We start from the raw sequence: 19921 nt of genomic DNA on the forward strand, positions 1-19921 counted from the left end.
TGCGCTCTCAACACCCGGGCGTGAGCCGAACGGCCCGCCGGCTGGCAGCGCGAAAGGGCCCGTGGTCGACTTGACCCACACTGGCGGGGATCGGCTCATCGGCTCGCGGCACGGAGGCTGGAGGCGCTGTGTCCTTCTGGCGCTCGGTACCCGGCCTGCAAGCGGCGGCGACCTACCAGCGGGGCTGGGTGGTCAAGGACATCGTGGCCGGCGTGGTGCTGAGCACCCTGCTCGTGCCGCAGGGCATGGCGTACGCCGAACTGGCCGGCCTGCCGCCCATCACCGGCCTGTACACCTCGATCACCTGCCTGCTCGCCTACGCGCTGTTCGGCCCGAGCCGGATCCTGGTCCTGGGCCCGGACTCCTCCCTGGGGCCGATGATCGCCGCCGCCGTCCTCCCGCTGGCCGCCGCCGGCCAGGACAGCGCCCGCGCGGTCGCCCTGGCCTCGATGCTGGCCCTCCTGGTGGCGGTGCTGATGATCGGCGGCGCGGCGGCCCGCCTGGGCTTCGTGGCGGACCTGCTGTCCAAGCCCACGATCATGGGCTACCTGAACGGCCTGGCGCTGACCATCCTGGTCGGGCAGCTGCCCAAGCTGTTCGGCTTCAAGGTGAGCGCCGAGGGCCTGATCCGCGAGATCCACGCCTTCGTCCGGGGGCTCGCGCGTGGCGAGGCGGTCGCCGCGGCCGCCGCCGTCGGGATCGCCGGGGTGATCCTCATCCTGGTGCTGCAACGCTGGCTGCCCAAGCTCCCGGCGGTCCTGATCATGGTCCTGGCAGCCGTCGCCGCCACCTCGGTGTTCGACCTCGCCGCGCACGGCGTCGACCTGGTCGGCGACCTGCCGCGCGGCTTCCCGCCGCTGACGCTGCCGGACGTGCGCTGGTCGGACATCGGCCCGCTGGTCGGCGCCGCCGCCGGCATCGCGCTGGTCTCGCTGGCCGACACCATCTCCACCGCCTCGGCCTTCGCCGAACGCACCGGCCAGGAGATCGACGGCGGCAAGGAGATGGTCGGCATCGGGGCGGCGAACCTGGCCGCAGGGTTCTTCCAAGGCTTCCCGGTCAGCACCAGCGGCTCCCGCACCGCCGTGGCCGAGCGGTCCGGCGCGCGCAGCCAGCTGACCGGTGTGGTCGGCGCGGTACTCATCACCTTGATGATCGTGCTGGTCCCGGGCCTGCTGCGGAACCTGCCCCAGCCCGCGCTGGCCGCCGTGGTCATCTGCGCCTCGCTGTCGCTGGCCGACGTCCCGGGCACGGTCCGGCTCTGGCACCAGCGGCGGACCGAGTTCCTGCTCTCGGCCGCGGCGTTCCTCGGCGTGGCGCTGCTCGGGGTGCTGCCCGGCATCGCGATCGCGGTGCTCCTGTCGATCCTCAATGTCTTCCGCCACGCGTGGCAGCCCTATGAGGCCGAGCTCGGGCGGATCAGCGGACTGCGCGGCTACTACGACCTGGAGACCCACCCGACCGCTCAGCGAGTCCCCGGCCTGGTGGTCTACCGCTTCGCGGCGCCGCTGATCTTCGCCAACGCCAAGACGTTCCGCAAGCGGGTCGTCCGACTGTCCCGGAGCCCGGGGACCCGGTGGATCCTGGTCGCCGCCGAGTCGGTGACCGATGTCGACGTCACCGCCTGCGACATGCTCATGAAGCTCACCGAGGACCTCCAGGAGCGGGGGATCGCGTTGGTGTTCGCCGAGCTTCAGGACCCGGTCCGGCGCAAGATCGAACAGTACGAGGACCAGGCGATCCCGGCGAGCCGCTTCTACCCGAGCGTCCACGCCGCCGAGGACGCCTTCCGGGCCGGCGCGCCGGACCACCGAACCCCGGGAGAGGGCGATGTCTGACCTGGAACGCGGCGAGAGCGCGGCGGACGACGGCGTGACCGGCGGCGCGGCCGGCAGCGCGTCCGAGCAACCCCGCGGCCCGGCCTACGACGTCGGCCGCCGCCGGGCCGCCGGCATCTACGGGGCCATCGTCACCGCGGCGATCTTCGCCGCGACCTCCGGGCTGTCGACCGCGTCGCTCGTGGTCGCGGTCGTCGTCACCCTGGTGGTCTACTGGCTGGCCGAGGAATACGCCGATCTGCTCGGCGAACAGATCGAGGACGGACGCCTGCCGTCCCCGGCCCGCATCGGGCACGCGCTCGCCGAGACCTGGCCCATGGTCACGGCCTCGTTCCTGCCGCTGGCCGCCGCGGTCGTGGCCCGCCTGGCCGGGGCCTCGTCGCTGACCGCCGCGAACATCGGGCTCGCGGCCGTGGTGCTCCTGCTGGGGGCGCACAGCTGGGCGGCGGCCCGCGCGGCGCACCTGACCGGCTGGCGCCTGGCCGGGGCGACGGCCACCGCCGTGGCCCTCGGGGTCGTCATGGTGCTGCTCAAGAACCTGGTGCTGCTTCACCTGCACTGACGCCGGCCGAAGGTCTTGTTCGGCGACGGTCGGCCGCGATCACGGCAGCGGCACAGGCGGCGCCGAGCGCGAAGCCGGCCAGGACGTCGCCCGGATAGTGCACGCCGGTGTGCACCCGCGAATACCCGACGGCGGCGGCGAGGGCTCCCAACGGCAGGGCGGCCGCGGGAACCTCGGAGCTCACCGCCACCGCGAACGCCGCAGCGGACGCGGAATGCCCCGAGGGGAAAGCCGTCGAGGCGGGCATCCGGACCCTGCGCCGCAGCGGGACCCCGATCATGTCCCAGTCCGGCCGGCGCCGGCTGAACAGCCGCTTGCCGAGCAGGTTGGCGCTCGCCGAGGTGAGGCCGATGGCTGCCAGCCCCCTGACGGCGCCGCGGCGCGGTGCCCCGGACCGCGTCGCGAGAAGTGCCGCGATCGCCAGGGAGATCTTGGAATGGTCCGCCGCGTTCGAAAGCCGGGAGAGTGCCTCGTCCAGCCTGCTGCTGCCGGTGCTGCGCGCGACGGCCGCGTACAGGGCGGCGTCCGCCGACGCGGCTCCGGCGCGGGCGGCGTCGGCAACGGTGCGGATTCGCTGAGTCATCGTTCCACCGCCGCTTCTGTCGACTTCGCTTCTGCCGACTTCCCGGGAAGGGTCAGCGCGAGCACGCCGAGCCGGCGCCAGTCGACCGACCGCCGCGCCTCCGGGACGCCGGGGCGCTCCCGCGGAACCCGGACCCGCAGGGCTCCCGGGAGGATGCGGCAGCGGACCGGGGTCGGGAGGGTGAGCGCCTCGCCGTCCACCCCGGCCTGGACCGTGTCCGTGTCGGCCGTGATGGTCACCTCGTCGGCGGTCATCGTGGTGAGCGCGCCGGACTGCTCGCCGCGCAGGGCCAGATCCGCCGCCTGCGCCGCGCCGCGCACCGTCAGGCCTATGACGCCCAGCTTTCCGGTGTCCATGCGCGGCCGGCGGCCCGCGCCGTACCAGCCTGTGTCGTAGGGGTTGCAGCTCACCAGCACCGCCTGCGGACCGGCCAGGACCGTCCCGTCGATGTGTGCTGTCAGACGGGCCCCGGCGTAGCCGGTCAGCAGGTCCGGGAGCTGATCGAGCGTGGTGGAGGCCTTCGCGTCCCGGTACTCGGGGCGCTGCACGATCTCGGCGTAGACGCCGAAGGAGGCGTTGTTCACGAACGTCCGCCCCGCCACCTCCCCGAGGTCGACCCGCAGTTCGACGCCGTCGGTGAGCGCCAGCAGGCAGCGGCTCGGATCGTCGCGGTCCAGGCCGAGGTCCATGGCGAAGTGGTTGCGGGTGCCGGCCGAGATCACCAGGAACGGCACGCCGTGCTCGGCGGCCACCCCGGCGACCAGGGCCTGCGTGCCGTCCCCGCCGGCCACGCCGAGCAGGTCCGCGCCGTCGGCGAGGGCCTGCCGGGCGAGTGCGGCGACGTCCTGGTGGTGTGCCGGGTCCAGCAGGATCACCCGGCAGCCCAGAGCCTCGGCCTTGCGGACAAGGTCGAACTGCTCGACCTTGCCGCCGCCGGAGGCCGGATTCATGATCAGGACCGGACGGCGCGGCGCGGGGGTGCGCAGCACCGGCGCGCCCTGCTCGGCCCGGTCGGCGCGCAGCGCCGCGCGGCCGCAGGCAATGGCCGCGGCCCAGGCCACCGCGGCGCCGAGGGCGATGAGCCAGCGGACTGTCGAGTTGGCGTAGAGCAGGACCATGCCGACCAGCGCGCCGATCGCGACCAGGACCCCTGCGGCCCGGGCAGCGCCGTGGTGAGTCAGGGCCCACCAGCTCCCGACCGCGGCCAGCGCCAGCGCGGCGACCGCGATCAGGACGGCCACGATGGCGCCGCCCAGATCGGTCGCCGCGATCAGGAGCCCGACCGCGGCCAGGACGAGGGCGAGCGCTGCGCGGGCCAGCCAGCGCGCTCGGCGTGCGTGCCGTGCCTGCCGCGCTCGCCGTGCCGGGCCTGCTTGCTCCTGTCCGGCCCGATGGGATGGCACGCGCGGCGTTCTCAGGTTCTGGCGACCGGCTCGTCGCTGCCGCCGATCAGCGACCACAGGGCGAAGCCGTCGATCGCGATGAGGGCCAGCGCCCACCAGGTCTGGTAGGGCAGCCACATGAAGTTGACGATCATCGCTATCCCGACGATGGCGACACCGATGACCTTGGCCCACGTGGCGCCGGTGTAGGCACCCCAGCCGACGATCGCGACCAGGACGCCGAGGACCAGGTGGATCCAGCCCCACGAGGTGGTGGAGAACTTGAACGTGTAGTTGCCGATCTGCCGGTACACGTCGTCGTTGGCGATAGCGGTGATCCCCTGGAAGACGTTCATGATGCCCGAGATCATCAGCAGTACGCCGGCGAAGACCGCGTGGTGCGGTGTCCGGGACGCTGTTCCGCGTGGAACCGTGGCCTGACTCATGGCTGTCATCTCCACTCGCGCACAACCGGGTGCGCATTCGGTCTGTACCGCACCGTTCGGGTACGACTTCTCATCCTCAGCTCGCCGCCGGGGGTCTGGCGATGGGGGCGAGTCCGTTCGTGTGAAATCGAGGAAAGCTAGCGATGCCGGCGCCGAACGCGGCGCAGGTACCAAACCAGACCGGTCACCGAGGAGATGAGGACGGCCAGCGACAGCAGCGCGGGCCACTCGTGCCCGGCGATCTTGACGTCGAGCGAGAGGAACACGGCGAACCCGCCCACGATGAGCGCCAACGAGGCCAGCGCCCGCAGCGCCGCCGCCGCGAGTCCCGGGGCGTCGGAAGCCTTGCGCGGCAAGCGGATCGCCCTCTCCGGCCCCGAGTAGAACACCGAGACCCGCTCGGCCAGCTCGACCGTGCCGCGGTAGTACGACATCGACAGGTAGGGGAGCCAGATCAGCGGCACCACCATGCCCACGAGCAGCGCCAGACCGAGCACGATCCACCGCCCGAGATGGACCAGCTTGCTCACCCGGGTGACCGCCGCCGGCGCGATCAGCCCGAGCAGCTTGGCCATGCGCCGGATCACGTCGACCATGGCGTAGGCGGCAGAGTGCTTCTTCGGGACCTCGGACCCCGCCGCCGGCAACTTCTTCAGCGCCGCCGCCGCGCGCGCCACGTCGCCGTGGACACCCATGATCACCAACAGCTCGGCGGCGCGCTCGGGATCCCGCGGATCGCGGTCGGACACGGCCGCCATGCGCAGCATCATCTTGATCTGGGCCAGCAGGGCGGCGACGAAGGCCACCGGCACGAAGGCGATGAAGGGCCCGCCGACGAACCCGCCCTCGCGGGCCGTCTCCCGGATCCCCTGCTGCGCGATCAGGCGTTCCAGCTGCGAGGTGTCGGCATCCGGGTTCTGGGTGCGCAGCGCGGTGACGTAGGCGGGAATGCCGGGGCCCAGCATCGTCTGCGAGAAGACCGCGAGGTTCTCCGGGAGGTGGCCGGGGTCGCGCAGGACGATGCGGAGCAGCGTGCGGGCCAGCTCCGTAGTGCGGCGCGTCTCCCGGTTGCCCGCGGACGATGCGGCGCCCGCAGCTGGCATGGGCACTCCTTCGTCGAGCGCAGCCGTAGTGCGTCCGTGGCGTGGCCCTGGTGCGGCCGTAGTGCGTCCGTGGCGCGGCCGTCCGCCCCGGGTGCGCTTGTCAGATGCCCGATGCCCGATACCCGATACAACTGCAGACGCAGACGGAGATCGGCGCGGCGCACTCCGGGGCGGCGGCCGCTGAGGTCACATGCTGCCGCCGTCCTCCATCTCCATCATCTCCGTCTCGGCCACCGCGATCGCGAAGCCGAGCGCCTCGGTGATGTGGCCGGCGGCCGACATGACGCGGGCCGTGCCGACGACCGGCGCGATGGCGACGAGGAGGTCCTGGACCTGGTCCATGGTCACCTCGGCCTCCTGGGCCGGACCGACGTGGGCGAGGTAGGAGATCGGCGGTGCGTCCATCGCGCACAGTGCGGCCAGGCGGGTGAGCACGAGCGTGCTCGGCTCCAGGTTGCACCGCTCGAGCGAGTCGATCGTCATCGCGGCGAGCGTGTCCAGTACCGGAGTCTCGGATGTGACGGCCATGATTGGCTGCCTTCCTTCAGAGGCCGAGCCGGCGAAGGCCGCGCGGAATGAGCGAACCCTCATCGGCACTAGCGGTTCGATAGTAAGAGCGATCCCGGCCCCCCGCATTACGGGCGCCAAACCGTCCCCGACCGGCATGACCTGCGAGGGGATCACAACCTCCGGACGGCCGTGCCCATCACGATGTCGTGGGCGGCGCGGCGGCGCGGATCCAGCACCGTGGTGACCATGCCGGCCAGCCAGATCGGCGCGAACAGCAGGCCGAAGAACGCCCGCAGCGCGGCGCGCGGCGCGCCGACCCGCGAGCCGTCGGGCCGCAGGACGGCGATGCCGAAGAGCACGCCGCCGAGCGTCTGGCCGGTGACGCACCAGCTGAGCCAGAAGTACAGAGGCAGGAGCGCGGCGACGATCTCGGCGCTGTCCTTCAGCCATCCGGGAGCCGAGCCCTCCACGGAAGCCCACAAGGCCGGCACCCCGAAGCCGACGGCCACGGAGGCGATCAGGAGCAGGACGGCGTCGACACTCAGCGCCGACAATCGGGTGACCAGGCCTGAGTACTGCTCATGCCGCTCGTGGGCGGAAGGCTCTTCTCCGGCCGTCATCCCTCACTACCCCGCCGTCCGAACAGCCTGTGCACCAGGGCCTCCACCCGGTCGTCGGCGTCGGCGGAGGCGCGGCGTGCTTCGGCGACGCTGCGTGAGAGCATGTCGCGGCTCTGAGTGGCCACCAGGTCCTGGACGCGCTCGTCCTTCGTGAGGTCCTCGATCACCACCGGGACGACGTCCGCCCGGATCTTCGGCAGCACGCCGTCGATCACTTCCGGGACGAGTTCCTCGACCAGGTAGGGCTTCATCGACTCCGCCACCCGCCGGACGATCTGCCGGTCCGTCCACGCGGCGGCCGCGCCCAGCACCTGGTCGGCCGGCCCGGACAGCCTGCCCGCGGTGCTCTTGATCAGCGCGTCGCCCCGGCGGGCGGCCGCGTGGTACCGGCGATCCGCCTCGCCCGCCGTGGCCCGGCCCCTGTCGATCACCACCCGCGCGGTCTCCGCACCGAACTCGGTCAGGACCTCCACCGCCTGCAGCGCGGACCCGATCCCGGCCGCGAACAGCCTGACCACCGCTGACGGCAAGGGCTCGTCATCGTGTTCCTTCTCCATGGGCCGCTGCCCCTTCGGACCGGGCTGTGAGGCGGTGGCGGTCCTCAGGTCCCCAAGATCTTCTGCTTCTGCGCCTCGAACTCCGCCTCGGAGAGGATGCCGCTGTCCTTCAGGGAAGCGAGTTCCTTGAGCTGAGCGAGCTTGTCATCCATCGAGGGCGCGGCCGGGGCTGCCGGTTCGGCGGCGGCCGGCGGTTCCGCCTGCATGGTGGCCTGCACCGGCTGGTCCTGCTGGGCCCAGCGTCCGGCCTGGCGCCGGGAGACTCGGTTGGACACCGCTGTCGCCGTGCCCGCGACCACCGCGGTGCGCGCGACTCCTCGGAGCAATCCCATGATCAGGCACCTTTCAGCTGCTGGAACCGGCGGCGGCGATCTCGAGGGCGTCGAGCAGATCCGCGACCGGGATGCGGCCGCCGGCGACGACCTCGGCCCCGTTGTGCCGCAACGCGCTGACGAACGGCGCGGCCCAGGTGTTCTCGTACACGAGGATCCCGGCGGAGGTCCCGGGCCGCAGCACCGAAGCGGCCTCGGCGATCTCCTCGTCGCCGAGCAGCCCCGAGGAGGCGCCTTGGAAGACGGCCAGCTCCAGCTGTCCGTCGGCGTCCTCGTCGGCGAGGTCGAGCACCGTAACGGTCCCGTCGTCGCCCTTGGTCACGAAGGTCAGGTCCAGGATCCGGATGATGCCCCGCTCGACCAGGTCGACCAGGATCGGCAGGCCCTCCCCCCGCATGTCTTCGCGAGGGAACTCCACGACGATGTAGTCGATGGGCCCCATTTCGAGCTCGTCGCTCATGTCCACTCCGTAGATGGTGTGAGGCTCTTCTTTCACCGGTGAAGCCCTGTGCCACGCCGTGCCACGCCGCGCACGGACGGCGCATCGGTGATCGGCGAGCGGTCCGGCGACCACACCTCCATCAACGTCCCGCCGATCACCAACGGCAACCGTGTTGCACCCAGTCGGGTGAAACCGCCTCAGCCGCTCCTGCCGTGCACGGTCCGGGTCACCTGGTCGGCCGTGCCGGGCGAGATGACGCTCGTGCCGCCGAACAACGACACCGCGATCAAAGCCGGCTGGAGCTGCTGGAGCAGAGCCACGGTCCTCGGATCCAGCGTCGAGGGGACGATCACCAACTGGGCTCCGGCGTTCGCGGCATAGGCGCCGCCGGTGAGGGCGTCGGGGAACGCCGCGCCGGTCGCGATGCCGATGCGGGTCACGCCGCCGGCCGCGGCGGCCGCGCGGACCAGCCGCTGGTCCGTGTCGTAGCGGTCGGTCCCGGCGTAGACCTGGACGAAGCCGCCCAGGCCCGCGCTGGCCGAGGCGGCCTGGCCGCCGACCGCCCAGACCGCGGGCGCGCCCGGGGTGGAGGCCGAAGCCTTGCCGCGGACGTAGGCCGCGATGCGCGGATCCAGGGTCTTGCCGTCGGTCGGCAGGATCGCGGCCGGGACGCCGCCGGCCGCCGCCGGTCCGGCCGCGAACGGGCCGGCCGCCAGGGCGTCGGCGAAGTCCTGGCCGGTGGCCAGCACCACGTGCGCCGGGTTGCCCAGGCCGCGCTGCGCGATGTCCAGCGCGGTGGCGTCGCGGTTCGGCCCGGAGTAGCGGTTCACCGTGTAACCCAGGCTGCGCAACCGGTTCTCCACAGCTGTGGACACCGCGGAGGTCCCGCCGAGGATGTCGACCGTGCCGCTGCCGCCGAGCACCCGGCGGATCTCGTTCTCGCTCGACGTGGTCAGCGTCGCGGGATCGGTGAGCAGCAGCGGCCCGTGCACCTTGGCCGCCAACGGCACGCCGGCGAGCGCGTCCGGGAACATGTCGCCGCGGGCCAGCACCACGCCGTGCGCCGTGGCCCTGGCGGTCCCGTCGCCGCCGGCGTTCGCCCACTGCGACTGCGACACCGCGACGCCGGTCAGGTAGCGGTCGCTGCCCGACAGCCGCGTGACCAACGGATCGGCGGCCGGCTGGTTCGGGGGAGGGGGAGGCGGAGCGGCTGCGGGATCCTCGCCGGTTCCGGAGAGCTGCACGTACATCGCGCCCTGGCCGGTGTCGGCGCTGATCTCGTACACGGCGTTCGCCGGACCGGCGACGGTTGGGGCGTAGGTGACGGCCAGCTGGGCCCCTTGGCCGGGGCCCAGGACCAGGCCCTCGGTCGGCGGCCGCGTGGTGAAGAACTGTCCGGCCGGCGCCTTGGCCTTGGTGATGGTCGCCGGGACGTTGCCGATGTTGGTCACCCAGAACGTCAGCGTGCCGGAGTCGCCGAACGGTATCGTGCCGAAGTCCATCAAGGACGTCGACAGGGAGATGTGGCCGAATCCGGTGACGCCGCCCCCGGACAGCGGGATCGTCAGGGTGTCCTGAGACCCTGTGCCGCTGGTCGAGGCGATCGAGATCGCGTCCTGGTAAGGCTGTTGGGCGGTCGGTGTGAAGGTGACGGACACGTCGATGCCCGCACCCGGCGGGATCACCGTGCCCGCGGCCGGCAGACCGGCCACGGCGAACGCGCCGCCGGGCGCCGGCCCCGTGGCCGAGCCGATGGTCTCGGGTGTGGTGCCGGTGTTGACGATCCGCGCCGGCAGCGTGGCACTGATCCCGGTCGGCTGGTCGTCGTTGAAGACCAGCGCGGGCGGGCTCGAGCCGAGGCCGTCCTGCGTGCCGGTGCCGGTCAGCGCGGCGCCGAAGGTGCCCTGGTCGGTGGCCAGCGACAGGATCGCGGTGTTCGCGCCGGGCACCGACGGGGTGAAGCCGATCGGCAGCGTCAGCGTGTCGCCGGCGGCCATGACGCGCGGCAGGGCGGCGCCGTCGGTGTCGACCTGGAAGTCCGCCGAAGAGGCCTTCACCCCGGTGACGGTCACCGCCCGGGTCGCGGTGAGCGTCACCGTGCCCTGAACCGTGCTGCCGACGGCCTCCTGGCCGAACGCGGTCTGGGGCGCTGTCAGCGCCGCGGTGGTGGGACTGCCGAAGCCGAGCACGTGGCCGTCGCGGGTGCCGACGTACACGTGCCCCTTGTCGGTGGCCGGGACGACGAACTTCGGCGCGGTGCCGATCGGCGCCGAGTACAGCAGTGGCAGATGGCCGTCGGCACCGGGAAGGGCCCCGTACGCCCGCAGCTCGGCGTTGACCCCGGACGCCCCGCCGGGCGCGACGACCACCCAGACCACGGCGCTGCCGGACGTCGTGCCGTCGGAGGTGACGACCGGGGAGCCGCTGGTGTAGCCGAAGGCGTCGGCGGTGGTCCCGACCGCGCTCAGGCTCGGCGTACCGTCGGCCGAGGCGCCGTACCGGAAAGCCCGCATCGGGCCGTTGTTCCCGACCGCGTAGACCCACCCGCCGTCGCCGCCCCAGACCGCCGGATGGCCCCACTGGCCGGCGAACGGCCCCGAGACGCTGACGACGTCGTCGGTCCCGCCCGGGCCCTGGGCGTTGCCGCCGAGCGCGTTCCGGTCGAGCAGGAACACCCGGCCGTCCTTGCCCTGCTCCATCAGCAGGGACTGGCCCGAAGCGGTCGGGAAGTACTGGTCCGGCAGGCCGACCGGACCACCGGAACCGAGGTCCTGGTCGTTGATGTCCAGCGCGGCGTTGTTCGTCGGACTGAAGAAGTCGGCCGTGCTCAGCGTCCCGTCGGCGTTCACCTGGAGCCGCACCACCGACTCGCCGAGGTCCTGCGGCGGTGTACTCCCGCCGACCCCGCTGGGGCTGCTGTGCGGACTCATCCCGTTCCCGGTGGACAGGAAGATCCGTCCGTCCCCGTCCGACATCAAACCGCTGCCGGCCTGCCAGATGCCCGCTCCGGTCCCGACTCCGCCGGCCTCGTCGGTCCACATCGCGGTCTGCTTCCCGGTGGCGGCATCGACGCCGACGACGTAGCCGCGATAGGGCGTGAAGTCGCAGTGCGCACCGAAGCCGGCGTAGACGACGCCGTCCATCAGCAACAGACCGGGACGCTGCATCTGGTGGAAGGCATCGAAGCTGGTCGTGGGATCGTTGTCCGGCGAGCCCTTGATCTCCGTCGGAAACCCGGGACGCTCCCGCCCGGTCTCCGCATCGAGCGCGTGCATGTACCAATGCGCCGAGGCGACGTTCCCGCCCGAGTACGTCTTCGAGGTCAGATACACGGTGCCGGTGGCCGGGTCGAAGACAGGCGTCGCCGTACTGCCGATCTGCGGAGTCAGATCCCCGCATCCACTGGCCGCCGCCGGCCAGGCCGGCCCGAGGTTCACATGCCAGGCGACGGCACCGCTCCCCGGATCCAGCCCGTAGACGCTGTTGTTCTCGGTGGTCACGACCAGCACGTCACCAGCGGTGATCGGCTCCGCGTAGACCTGCCCGTCGACCGCCGTGGAGAAGATCTGCCCGAACCCGGACGAGGTGATCGTCGCCGGCCCCAGACCCGGCTCGGCCGAATCCCACCCGGTCCGCAGGTTGTCGACGGACACAGTGGTCGCGGCGGCATGGCCGACCACGGGCTGTGCCAGCGCGGCGATGAGAGTGACGCCCGTCCCGAGCGCGGAAAGCCGGATCCTGAAGGTCGACAACACGCTGTCCTGTCCCCTTGAAGCGACGCCCGGGTGACCGCCGTGGGGCATGTGCCGGAACACCTGGCGAAATCGCCGATGCGGAGGATTTTCGGGCGGCGGGAGCCGTGGTGTCAACCGGCAAGCGCTTGAAAACAGAGCCCTGATCTGCGAAAAGATGGCTTCGTGGCCGCCGCCGATCCGATCGAGCTCGCCCCGGGGACTCTCGCCCTTATCGTTCCGGGCGAGCCGTTCGCCGCGCGGCCGGCCTTGCGCCTGGACAGCTTGGAACTGTCCCTGGCGACCGACGGCGATCGGTCTTTTGAAGCGCGACTGGCCGAGACGACCGGAAGCAGCGAGTGGCTCTGGGACGCTGCCGAGTACTGGAGGTTCGACCGCACCTCGTCGCGGTTGGTGGCGATCACCGTGTCCTTGCCCGCGGACAACTGTCCGAAAGAGGATCCCGAGGCTTGGGCGCAGGCACCGACGGTCACCGGGAGTATCGAACTTGCCACTCCCGGGGACTTCACCCGAGCGGAAGGCGTCGCTCGCTGGATCGACCCGGCGGGGACCACGCTGATCCTCCGCTACGAGCCGCCGGACTTGCCACAGCCGGAGTCGCCGACCCGTCCCCCGGACCGACGACGAGTCCGCCTGACAGAGGGCTGCTTCCTGCTCATCGAGAGCGACCGAGTGGCGGGCTGGCAGCTGGAACGCCCGGCCAGGTTCATCACCGGGGACTCAGGCGGCGCACCGCTGCCCGGGGCCGAGGTGGAGGAAGAACTCGGCCGCCTCCTCAGCACCCTTATTGCGCTCACCGACGACGTCCTCCTCGACGCGCTGGACCGCGGCGATGCCGCGACGCGCGAAGCGTTGCAGAGCCTGGACCAGCGGCTTGAGCCGTACTGCGCACAGCACGACTCCCGCGCACTGGAGATGCGAAGGCTTACCCGCCAGGTCCTGGAGGACTTCGGGCCGCGGCCTTCGTAGACGCTTGCAGCAGTGTCGGCTACTGCACCTTGCCCTTCACCGCAGAGACGATCTCGGACAAGACACCGCTGCTAACGGCCTTCTCCCCTCCGAAGACGGTGACGGCGGTCAGCGCATTGGCCCAGCCCGACAACTGCTGAAGAGTCGGCGCCGCCAACGCGTCGCTCTCAGTGATCAGCAGCGGCATACCGGCGTTGGCCGCATAGGCGCCTCCGGTCAGGGCGTCCGGGAACGACACCGCCGCGTTGTCGCCGAGGATGTAGACGGTCTTGTCAGGCGCGGGACCACCGGTGACCCGGGCGATCTCGGCGCTGGTGGCCCGGTCCAGAGTGCTGGGATCGGTGAGCAGCAGCGGGCCGTGGACGTGCGCGGCCAGCGGGACGCCTGCCAGAGCGTCAGGAGCCTGATCGCCGCGCGCCAGGACCACGGCGTTCGCGCTGCCGTCCTTCCACTGCGCCTGCGAGACCAGCAGCGAGGTCTGGTACCTGTCGCTGCCGCCGATGCGCTTAACAGAGGGCTGAGTAACTGGAGGCGGGGGCGGTGGGGACGACGGCAGAACCACTGCTGCTGACCGCCCCGCAGACCCTGCCGGACGCGGTGGGCGCCGCACTGAGCGCCATGGCGCCGTACTTGAAGGCGGTCACCGTATTCGGCGGCCCGATGGCCGTCTCGCCCACCGTGGAGAGCGAGATCGCGGCCAGGGTTCACGGGCGGTTGCAGCAGTGAGAGCCGCACGCCTCCCAGCTACAAGCCTCCCAGCTACAAGCCGAACGGCTCGTCGCCCACGATCACCGCGGCGATCCTAGGCGCGGCCGCCGTGGCGGCGATCCGCATCGGCACGAAGGCGTGCGACTTCAAGCCCTGATAGCGCGTCAAGAAGACCAGCCGCCCACCCGCGCCGTCGTCGACGAGCGTCGCGGCGTACCGCCCATCGGGCGCGTACACCGTGTCGCCGTCGCGCCGGCCGACCAGGCGACCGGTCTTGTCGAACAGCTTGTCCCCCGACACCTGAATCGGTGCACCCTGCTTCGTGTAGAGCATCTGGTTCAACTGAGTGGACTCCCGCTCCGGGCGATCACAGTTATGGCAGCGTCCTGTCTATCTTCCCGCCTGACTAGCGGGGACACGGGGGAGGGGTTCATCGATGGTGCGTCCGTCTGGGTGGGACATTCTGGGGTTGGATGGGGATCCGACGCCGGGTGTGGTGGAGTCGGTGCAGGTGTTGGCGAGGGAGTTCGGGGACTTCGCCCATGATGTGGAGGCGGCGTATCGGAGTCTGAACAGTTTTGGTTCGGATCCTCGCAGAGGATGCAGAAGGGCCCGCGGGGGCGTTCGACGGGCACATAGACGGCATCGTGCAGGTTCGCGGTCTCGCGAGTCCCGAACCGAGTCCGCATGGCAACAGCGTCCCGCACCCGTGCGATGTGAACTGCCAGCCAGTTCTCAACGTACTCGGGGTCACGTGGTAGAGGTCGTCCTATGCCGCCGAGCTATAACAGCCTCAGCCTGGGGCCGAGCGACCTTGAGACCTACGCTGCGGAAGCAGCGCGCCATGACATGGACGCCGTCCGGGGAGCGGCTACCGCTCTGGTGGATCTGGTGCTCACCGACGACTACGCGTACATGGACGCGCTGCCGATCGCTGTGCAGACCTCAGTGCTCACGCCGCTCGGGATGCTCAGCGACGCTTTGGACGACCGAGTGGATGACCCGATCATCATCGCGGCGATCCGCTCCGTTAAGGGCTCGGTGCGGGGTGTTCTGGCGCAGTGCCCTCCGGAAATGAGAGAACTGATCGAGAATCTTCCGTAGCGGGATCGCCTTCAGGGTGTCCGACTGGGCACTACGCGGTGAGCTTGTACGTGGTGATCTGCCCACCGCTGATGGTGACGGTCCCAGCCGGGGTCGTGGCATCGCGCCAGATCGTGTACCGGCCGGCCTGCACGTCCGGGTAGACGGCGTCGTAGCGGGGCTGCGGCACGGTTTGGCGTTCTCGAACCATGGAGTGGGTGCGGTGGGGCTCGCCGGTGCCATCCAGCGGGCTGATCTCGATTTCCACACCGAGCAGGTCTGCCTCGGCCTGGATGATCAGGGCACCGATGTCGCCGCCGAGGTTCAACACGACGCTGCCGACCGCGGAGGGACCATGGTTGTGCTCGTTCATCGGCGGCTCTACCTCTTTCGTTCTTTTCCGATGGTGGATGTGAGGGCGCCCGGGGGTGATCGGACTGACCACCCCCGGGCGCCGCATCATGGTCGTGACGTGGCTGATCAGGGCATGAAGTTGTAGCCGCTGTAGGGCACGGGAAGGTACGGGAAGTTCGCCAGGTAGGCGGGGAAGCCCGGGACCGGCGGGGTGAAGTCGGTCACGACGCCTGCTGCCGCGTCGGGGGTGTAGGTGGCCACCAGGGCGTAGGTGACTCCGGCGATGGCGCGCAGTTCGATGGTGACGACGTCGTCGGCGACGCGGCGGCCGTTGGGGAAGCCGGCGAGGTCGCCGCCCAGCAGGCCCAGGTTGTTGGGGTTGGCCGTGGGCTTGATCGCGGTGTTCAGGCGGAGCATGTCGGCCTGGACGTCGCCGGTGTTGTTCTGGAAGCCGGGGATGATCCCGGAGGGGATGCCGGTGAGCAGGATCGCCAGCAGGTCGGCGCGGGCGGTGCCGGCGGCGTCCAGGGCGGCCAGGTTCGGGAAGACGCCGGGGTACAGGACCGGCAGCAGCGCGGCCAGTTCGGGGTGGGCGACGTACTGGGCGAACTGCTTGTCGTCGGACGGCGGCAGCGCGTTCCACTCGTCCTTGCGTGCCATCGGCACCAGGACCTCGTTGAACAGCGGGTTGCCCAGGCGGGAGACCTGGACGAACGGCCCGTTCTCCTCGTCCCGGCCCGGCTCGACCTCGCGGACGGTGACCTTGCGGCGGCTGGCGCTGGTCCACACGCCGATCACCGCGCGCGGGTCCGACGGGTTGCCGCCGTGCCAGCGGTCGCGGGTCAGGTCCTTGATGGGCACCTGGATCGCGATGCTGTGCACGTTGACCTGTGCGGTGGCGTTGACGCCCTGCTCGGCGGGCAGTACCAGGCCGGGGATGTTGAAGGTGGTGTGCAGGTTCTGGAACGGGCGCAGGTTCCCGAGGTCGAAGATCGACCCGAGGTCGACGTAGAACCCCTCGGCGCGCTGGCCGGCGAAGACCGTGCGGCCGCGGCCGAGGTTGTGCACGGCCATCTGTGCCAAGGCCGGGTAGTCCGGCGTGGACAGCGGACCGATGTTGCACGGCGGGCACGCCAGGTCGCGGCCCAGGGTGGTGCAGCGGCCGTCGGCGTCGACGCGGGTGACGGTGTAGGTCTGGCGCCGGTTCCAGTTGGTGCTGTCCAGCGACAGGATCGGGCCGGTGTTGTACAGGAAGGTGTCGGGGTTGGCCACGGTGGTCTTGAACTGGAACTGGTAGGTCACGTCCGGGCGGCCGTCGCCGGTGTTGTCGATGTGGATCTCGTACAGGACGTCGTCACCGAACTCGTAGAAGTTCGGCCCGCCGGCCGGACCCTGCAACGGCAGGTAGTTGGCGATCAGCGTGACGGTGTCCGGCGCGTTCGGGCTGACGAACGCGTACACGTCGGTACTGTCGGCGACCGGGTCCTTGGAGATCTCGGGGGCTTCGCGATGGGAGGACATGAGAGGGGCCTCGATTACTGAGCGGAGGTGGGGAGGGAGTCAGAGCGCCGGGCTACTCGGCGGGTGTGGAGGGGTGGTCGGGCGTCAGCGCGCGGCGGCGATCAGGCGCGAGGCCAGGTCCCGGTCGCGCACCCGCACGTGGCGGTCGCCGACGTAGAGGTCGAGGTCACCGGTCCGCGCGTCCCGCACGTGGACGACGACGGTCTCGCCGGCCGCGGGGCGGTCGTCCCGGGCCGGAAAGGCCGCCGTGGGGGTCCGGTGGCCGCTCGAAGGGTTCTCGGGCGACGTGTGCGCCTGCGCGGGGGTGCGTGCGGAAACCACCGCCGCCGTGCCCAGGACGGCGGCACCCGCCGCACTGCGCACCAGGCCCCTGCGCGACAGGGCGAGCTCGTGTTGCATGTCGGATTCCATTGCTGCCTTCTTTCTGTCCACAGCGCGTGAGAGCGCGGGGATGTGTTGCGATCGAATGGCCAAGACAGTTCTAGAGCTGCTCAATGCTCGGCAATATGCTGATTGCGATGCGTCTTCGGGTAATGCACCCGTTTAGCCGATGTCTCCGCCACATGCGAGCTACATGGGAGCTACATGGGAGCGCCTTGGCGCCTCAGCCCGTCGGGGCGTACGGCCGCATCATTTCGTTGTCCTCGTGATCGATGATGTGGCAGTGCCAGACGTAGCCCGGTCCCTCGGTGGGGTCGAAGGGGAAGAGGTTCTCGCCGGGCGCGACGGCGCCGGTGGGCGTCGCGCTGGGCGCCCAACGGGCGATCAGCCTGGTCACCTGGTGCGGATTGATGTTGACGGTGTCCTTCCAGCCCGCCTCGCTCGGGGTCGGCGGCATGACCGGGCCGACCAGGTAGGGGCTGAACGCCCGGTTGCCGCCGATCGCGCCGTCGGCGTTCGGGGTGAGGTAGTCCCGGGGCGGCCCGTAGCCGGGGATGACCTCGCCGGGCGGGTACTTGACCTCGCCCAGGGTGCCGTCGCAGAGCTGTCCTTCGTAGGTGCCGCCGGGGAAGTCCTTGGCCCAGTCGGCGAAATACGCGTCGGTGTTGGCGTACTGCCGGTTGAGCACCTGGAACTGGATCAGGTGGAGGTGCATCGGGTGGGAGAACATCGCGCCGTTGAGCAGCTCCCAGACTTCGGTGGCCCCGACCCGCGGAAGTTCGGTCAGCCACAGGCCCTGGCCGTACCGGTCCTGGCTGGAGCCGCTGATCGGGGTCTTGGTGCCGGCCCGCAGGCCGGTCCACAGGCTGTTGTTGACCAGTGCGATGAGCGTCCCGGGGCCGCCGGGCGGCGCCGGCGTGCAGCCTTCGACCGTCTCCGGCTCGTTGACCAGCAGTTGGCGCGTGACGTTCACCGTCACGCCGCGAGCGACCTTCCCGCTGCCGGGGTCGGCGAGCCGGACCACCGGCGCCGGCAGTCCGGGACCACCGCGCAGCCGGGCACCGGTCGCCGGGTCGTACGTCCTGTCCCGGCCGGAGAGCGGGAGGGTGACGTCGATCCGCATGATCTGCCCGTCCAGCGACGGGTCCGGGGCCGGGCCGAGGGGGTACGAGCGAAGCGCGGAGTTGGTCAGGATCAGAGAGGCACCCGCCAACCCGGCGAAATCGATGATCACGTCGGCCCGCTCCGCCGGCGCGAGCATGAGCGGATGCCCACCCGGCCCCGACCCGCCGGGCGGATTGAGTTCCACGGGGGTGTCGAGCAGCCCGCCGTCGGTACCGATCTGCCAGAACCGCACCGCGGACGGCGCGTTGGACCGCACCGCGTTCGGCGCGTCGGTGAGGTTCATCGAGAGGTACCGGCCGTTGCACCCGTTCAGGAACCGGAAGCGGTAGCGCCGCGGCTCTACGGCGAGCACCGGCCAGGTGCGGCCGTTGACGGTCATCGCGTCACCGCCGAACGTGGGGATCCAGTACGGGTGCGCGACAGGGTTGGGCGGGTTGATGACCAGATCGGCCGCCTTGTTCGTCCCGTCGGGAAAGAGCAGCTGCCCGTTGGTGTCGAACTGCCGATCCTGAATCGCGAGCTCGATCTCGTACGGATCCGCCGGAAGCCGCAGCGGGTTGTCGTGGCAGCCGGTGTCGTACCGGTCCCGGACAAGGTAGAAGGCGGCGAGCCCGGCGAACACATTGAGCCTGGTGACCCCGAGCGCGTGGTCGTGGAACCACAGCGTGGTCGCCGGCTGGGCGTTCGGATACACGTAGACGGCCTCGTTCGCCCGCGCCGGATAGCTCGTGGCGTACCCAGCGCCCCGAATACCGGTCGAGGTGAACCAGGACTCCGGCCCGCCATCGACAGCGGAGGGCACCTCGCCACCGTGCAGATGCGGGGCAGCGGGGAACGGCCCGCGATACGGATCCTTGGAACCCATCTGGTTCAGCGGATCGGCCCAGTGGAGCGTCTGGTCGACCGTGAGCAGCGGCGCCACCTGCGAACCACGGTCGCACCCGGGCAACCGGTTCACGTAGCGCACCGTCGTAGGACGCCCCTCCCAAGCCTCGACAGTGCACCCGGGCCAGCTAGCGGGCCGATCCGCGACCTGATACCCCCACACCCAGGTACCGCGCGAATAGCGACGCGGATACATCCACCGCGGCAGCACCAGTTGCGGGAATTCCACGAAAGACGTCGTCATCGACGAAGCCCCGACCCGCTTCCCACTGAACGTCGCCAGCGAAGTGACATACTTCGGGATGTCCGCACCCGGCAGCGGATTCTGCGGCCGCAGCGCCGAAGCCATGGCACTCTGCGCCGGAATCAAACCATCAAGCGCGGCAAGCGAAGCAGCACCCAATCCCGCGACAAGAAGCCGACGACGACTCACCTGCGCCGAGCTGAACAGGTCAGCACTCGCTCTCTCCGACATGGCAGGCCTTCCTGGAAGAATGCGGCGCCAGCCACCTGCGGTATCGCAGCAGACTCCGTCGCCGGCAGATCCGCGATGCGAGCAAAACAACTTTGCGCCGACGCGATATGTCTACGCCGAGCATAGAGCTGGCCGATGTTCGTTCCAGGAACTGACTGAGAATTGCGCGGCATCTGCGTGTCGCAACAATCTGTCTATTAGCATTCTTATGGCGTCGGGATGTCGCCGGGGCGTCCCCGGTATGACCGGGCACATCACGGGCGACGGAGCGCGCGTCGCACTGATCACCGGCG

At 70.7% G+C, this 19921-nt stretch carries 21 protein-coding genes; 5 read left to right on the plus strand and 16 right to left on the minus strand.

Features of this window, described 5'->3' with window-relative positions; translation table 11 throughout:
- The first annotated feature begins 128 nt into the window (after nt 1-128).
- Nucleotides 129-1838 (plus strand): SulP family inorganic anion transporter, encoded by a 1710-nt coding sequence (locus ABIA35_RS34150; protein ID WP_370360705.1) that lies wholly within the window; start codon nt 129-131, stop codon nt 1836-1838.
- Nucleotides 1831-2400, plus strand: coding sequence for a hypothetical protein (locus ABIA35_RS34155; protein WP_370360706.1), 570 nt, complete (start codon nt 1831-1833; stop codon nt 2398-2400). The genes ABIA35_RS34150 and ABIA35_RS34155 overlap by 8 nt, the downstream gene beginning before the upstream one ends.
- Here the strand turns inward: ABIA35_RS34155 and ABIA35_RS34160 are convergent.
- The 10 genes from ABIA35_RS34160 to ABIA35_RS34205 form a co-directional block, all read right to left on the minus strand.
- Nucleotides 2369-2983, minus strand: a complete 615-nt coding sequence (locus tag ABIA35_RS34160) for a phosphatase PAP2 family protein (protein ID WP_370360707.1) — start codon at nt 2981-2983, stop codon at nt 2369-2371. The two genes, ABIA35_RS34155 and ABIA35_RS34160, sit on opposite strands and share 32 nt — an antisense overlap.
- Nucleotides 2980-4386: a diacylglycerol kinase family protein gene (locus ABIA35_RS34165; RefSeq protein ID WP_370360708.1), complete on the minus strand. Its 1407-nt coding sequence runs from the start codon at nt 4384-4386 to the stop codon at nt 2980-2982. Before ABIA35_RS34165 ends, ABIA35_RS34160 begins: the two co-directional genes overlap by 4 nt.
- An 11-nt stretch (nt 4387-4397) precedes the next feature.
- Nucleotides 4398-4811 (minus strand): hypothetical protein, encoded by a 414-nt coding sequence (locus ABIA35_RS34170; RefSeq protein ID WP_370336251.1) that lies wholly within the window; start codon nt 4809-4811, stop codon nt 4398-4400.
- Between the two features lie 137 nt (nt 4812-4948).
- Entirely contained in the window at nt 4949-5914 is a 966-nt protein-coding gene (locus ABIA35_RS34175) for a hypothetical protein (RefSeq protein WP_370336249.1), read from the minus strand.
- A gap of 186 nt (nt 5915-6100) precedes the next feature.
- Complete coding sequence (locus ABIA35_RS34180; protein ID WP_370336247.1) at nt 6101-6442, minus strand: carboxymuconolactone decarboxylase; 342 nt, start codon at nt 6440-6442, stop codon at nt 6101-6103.
- Between the two features lie 152 nt (nt 6443-6594).
- A complete protein-coding gene (locus tag ABIA35_RS34185; RefSeq protein WP_370360709.1) occupies nt 6595-7044 on the minus strand; it encodes an RDD family protein in 450 nt (149 codons plus the stop codon).
- Nucleotides 7041-7601, minus strand: coding sequence for a hypothetical protein (locus tag ABIA35_RS34190; RefSeq protein ID WP_370360710.1), 561 nt, complete (start codon nt 7599-7601; stop codon nt 7041-7043). The genes ABIA35_RS34185 and ABIA35_RS34190 overlap by 4 nt, the downstream gene beginning before the upstream one ends.
- 44 nt (nt 7602-7645) lie before the next feature.
- On the minus strand, nt 7646-7936 hold the full coding sequence (locus ABIA35_RS34195) for an SHOCT domain-containing protein (RefSeq protein WP_370360734.1): 291 nt from the start codon (nt 7934-7936) through the stop codon (nt 7646-7648).
- A gap of 10 nt (nt 7937-7946) precedes the next feature.
- Nucleotides 7947-8393, minus strand: a complete 447-nt coding sequence (locus ABIA35_RS34200) for a DUF6325 family protein (protein ID WP_370360711.1) — start codon at nt 8391-8393, stop codon at nt 7947-7949.
- 179 nt (nt 8394-8572) lie between these two features.
- Nucleotides 8573-12127, minus strand: a complete 3555-nt coding sequence (locus ABIA35_RS34205) for a cell wall-binding repeat-containing protein (protein ID WP_370360712.1) — start codon at nt 12125-12127, stop codon at nt 8573-8575.
- 165 nt (nt 12128-12292) lie between these two features.
- On the opposite strand from ABIA35_RS34205, the gene ABIA35_RS34210 reads away from it, so the two are divergent.
- The gene (locus ABIA35_RS34210; RefSeq protein WP_370360713.1) at nt 12293-13096 is read left to right on the plus strand and encodes a hypothetical protein; all 804 of its coding nucleotides are present in this window, start codon (nt 12293-12295) and stop codon (nt 13094-13096) included.
- 19 nt (nt 13097-13115) lie between these two features.
- Here the strand turns inward: ABIA35_RS34210 and ABIA35_RS34215 are convergent, their stop codons facing one another.
- Complete coding sequence (locus tag ABIA35_RS34215; RefSeq protein WP_370360714.1) at nt 13116-13658, minus strand: cell wall-binding repeat-containing protein; 543 nt, start codon at nt 13656-13658, stop codon at nt 13116-13118.
- On the opposite strand from ABIA35_RS34215, the gene ABIA35_RS34220 reads away from it, so the two are divergent.
- Nucleotides 13637-13822 carry a hypothetical protein gene (locus tag ABIA35_RS34220; RefSeq protein ID WP_370360715.1) on the plus strand — a complete coding sequence of 62 codons (186 nt, stop codon included), beginning with the start codon at nt 13637-13639 and terminating at the stop codon, nt 13820-13822. The two genes, ABIA35_RS34215 and ABIA35_RS34220, sit on opposite strands and share 22 nt — an antisense overlap.
- A gap of 33 nt (nt 13823-13855) precedes the next feature.
- Here ABIA35_RS34220 and ABIA35_RS34225 read toward each other — a convergent pair whose 3' ends face one another.
- Nucleotides 13856-14146, minus strand: coding sequence for a hypothetical protein (locus tag ABIA35_RS34225; RefSeq protein ID WP_370360716.1), 291 nt, complete (start codon nt 14144-14146; stop codon nt 13856-13858).
- Between the two features lie 429 nt (nt 14147-14575).
- Here ABIA35_RS34225 and ABIA35_RS34230 point away from each other — a divergent pair, with 429 nt between their 5' ends.
- Nucleotides 14576-14908: a hypothetical protein gene (locus ABIA35_RS34230; RefSeq protein ID WP_370360717.1), complete on the plus strand. Its 333-nt coding sequence runs from the start codon at nt 14576-14578 to the stop codon at nt 14906-14908.
- A 31-nt stretch (nt 14909-14939) separates the two neighbouring features.
- Here ABIA35_RS34230 and ABIA35_RS34235 read toward each other — a convergent pair whose 3' ends face one another.
- The 4 genes from ABIA35_RS34235 to ABIA35_RS34250 all read right to left on the minus strand — a co-directional run bounded on the left by ABIA35_RS34235 (nt 14940) and on the right by ABIA35_RS34250 (nt 19226).
- Complete coding sequence (locus ABIA35_RS34235) at nt 14940-15260, minus strand: phospholipase (RefSeq protein WP_370336222.1); 321 nt, start codon at nt 15258-15260, stop codon at nt 14940-14942.
- A 107-nt stretch (nt 15261-15367) separates the two neighbouring features.
- Nucleotides 15368-16762 carry a DUF4331 domain-containing protein gene (locus ABIA35_RS34240; RefSeq protein ID WP_370360718.1) on the minus strand — a complete coding sequence of 465 codons (1395 nt, stop codon included), beginning with the start codon at nt 16760-16762 and terminating at the stop codon, nt 15368-15370.
- Between the two features lie 84 nt (nt 16763-16846).
- A complete protein-coding gene (locus ABIA35_RS34245; RefSeq protein WP_370360719.1) occupies nt 16847-17173 on the minus strand; it encodes a hypothetical protein in 327 nt (108 codons plus the stop codon).
- Between the two features lie 193 nt (nt 17174-17366).
- Nucleotides 17367-19226: a multicopper oxidase family protein gene (locus tag ABIA35_RS34250; RefSeq protein WP_370360720.1), complete on the minus strand. Its 1860-nt coding sequence runs from the start codon at nt 19224-19226 to the stop codon at nt 17367-17369.
- Nucleotides 19227-19921 lie beyond the last annotated feature (695 nt).

Origin of the sequence: Catenulispora sp. MAP12-49 (assembly GCF_041262705.1) — a bacterium.
Lineage (GTDB): Bacteria > Actinomycetota > Actinomycetes > Streptomycetales > Catenulisporaceae > Catenulispora.

Coding starts and splice junctions, on each gene's coding strand:
- ABIA35_RS34155 (WP_370360706.1), top strand. CDS start 1,831: ATGTCTGACCTGGAACGCGGCGAGAGCGCGGCGGACGACGGCGTGACC.
- ABIA35_RS34160 (WP_370360707.1), bottom strand. CDS start 2,983: ATGACTCAGCGAATCCGCACCGTTGCCGACGCCGCCCGCGCCGGAGCC.
- ABIA35_RS34170 (WP_370336251.1), bottom strand. CDS start 4,811: ATGAGTCAGGCCACGGTTCCACGCGGAACAGCGTCCCGGACACCGCAC.
- ABIA35_RS34175 (WP_370336249.1), bottom strand. CDS start 5,914: ATGCCAGCTGCGGGCGCCGCATCGTCCGCGGGCAACCGGGAGACGCGC.
- ABIA35_RS34180 (WP_370336247.1), bottom strand. CDS start 6,442: ATGGCCGTCACATCCGAGACTCCGGTACTGGACACGCTCGCCGCGATG.
- ABIA35_RS34185 (WP_370360709.1), bottom strand. CDS start 7,044: ATGACGGCCGGAGAAGAGCCTTCCGCCCACGAGCGGCATGAGCAGTAC.
- ABIA35_RS34190 (WP_370360710.1), bottom strand. CDS start 7,601: ATGGAGAAGGAACACGATGACGAGCCCTTGCCGTCAGCGGTGGTCAGG.
- ABIA35_RS34200 (WP_370360711.1), bottom strand. CDS start 8,393: ATGAGCGACGAGCTCGAAATGGGGCCCATCGACTACATCGTCGTGGAG.
- ABIA35_RS34230 (WP_370360717.1), top strand. CDS start 14,576: ATGCCGCCGAGCTATAACAGCCTCAGCCTGGGGCCGAGCGACCTTGAG.
- ABIA35_RS34235 (WP_370336222.1), bottom strand. CDS start 15,260: ATGAACGAGCACAACCATGGTCCCTCCGCGGTCGGCAGCGTCGTGTTG.
- ABIA35_RS34240 (WP_370360718.1), bottom strand. CDS start 16,762: ATGTCCTCCCATCGCGAAGCCCCCGAGATCTCCAAGGACCCGGTCGCC.
- ABIA35_RS34245 (WP_370360719.1), bottom strand. CDS start 17,173: ATGGAATCCGACATGCAACACGAGCTCGCCCTGTCGCGCAGGGGCCTG.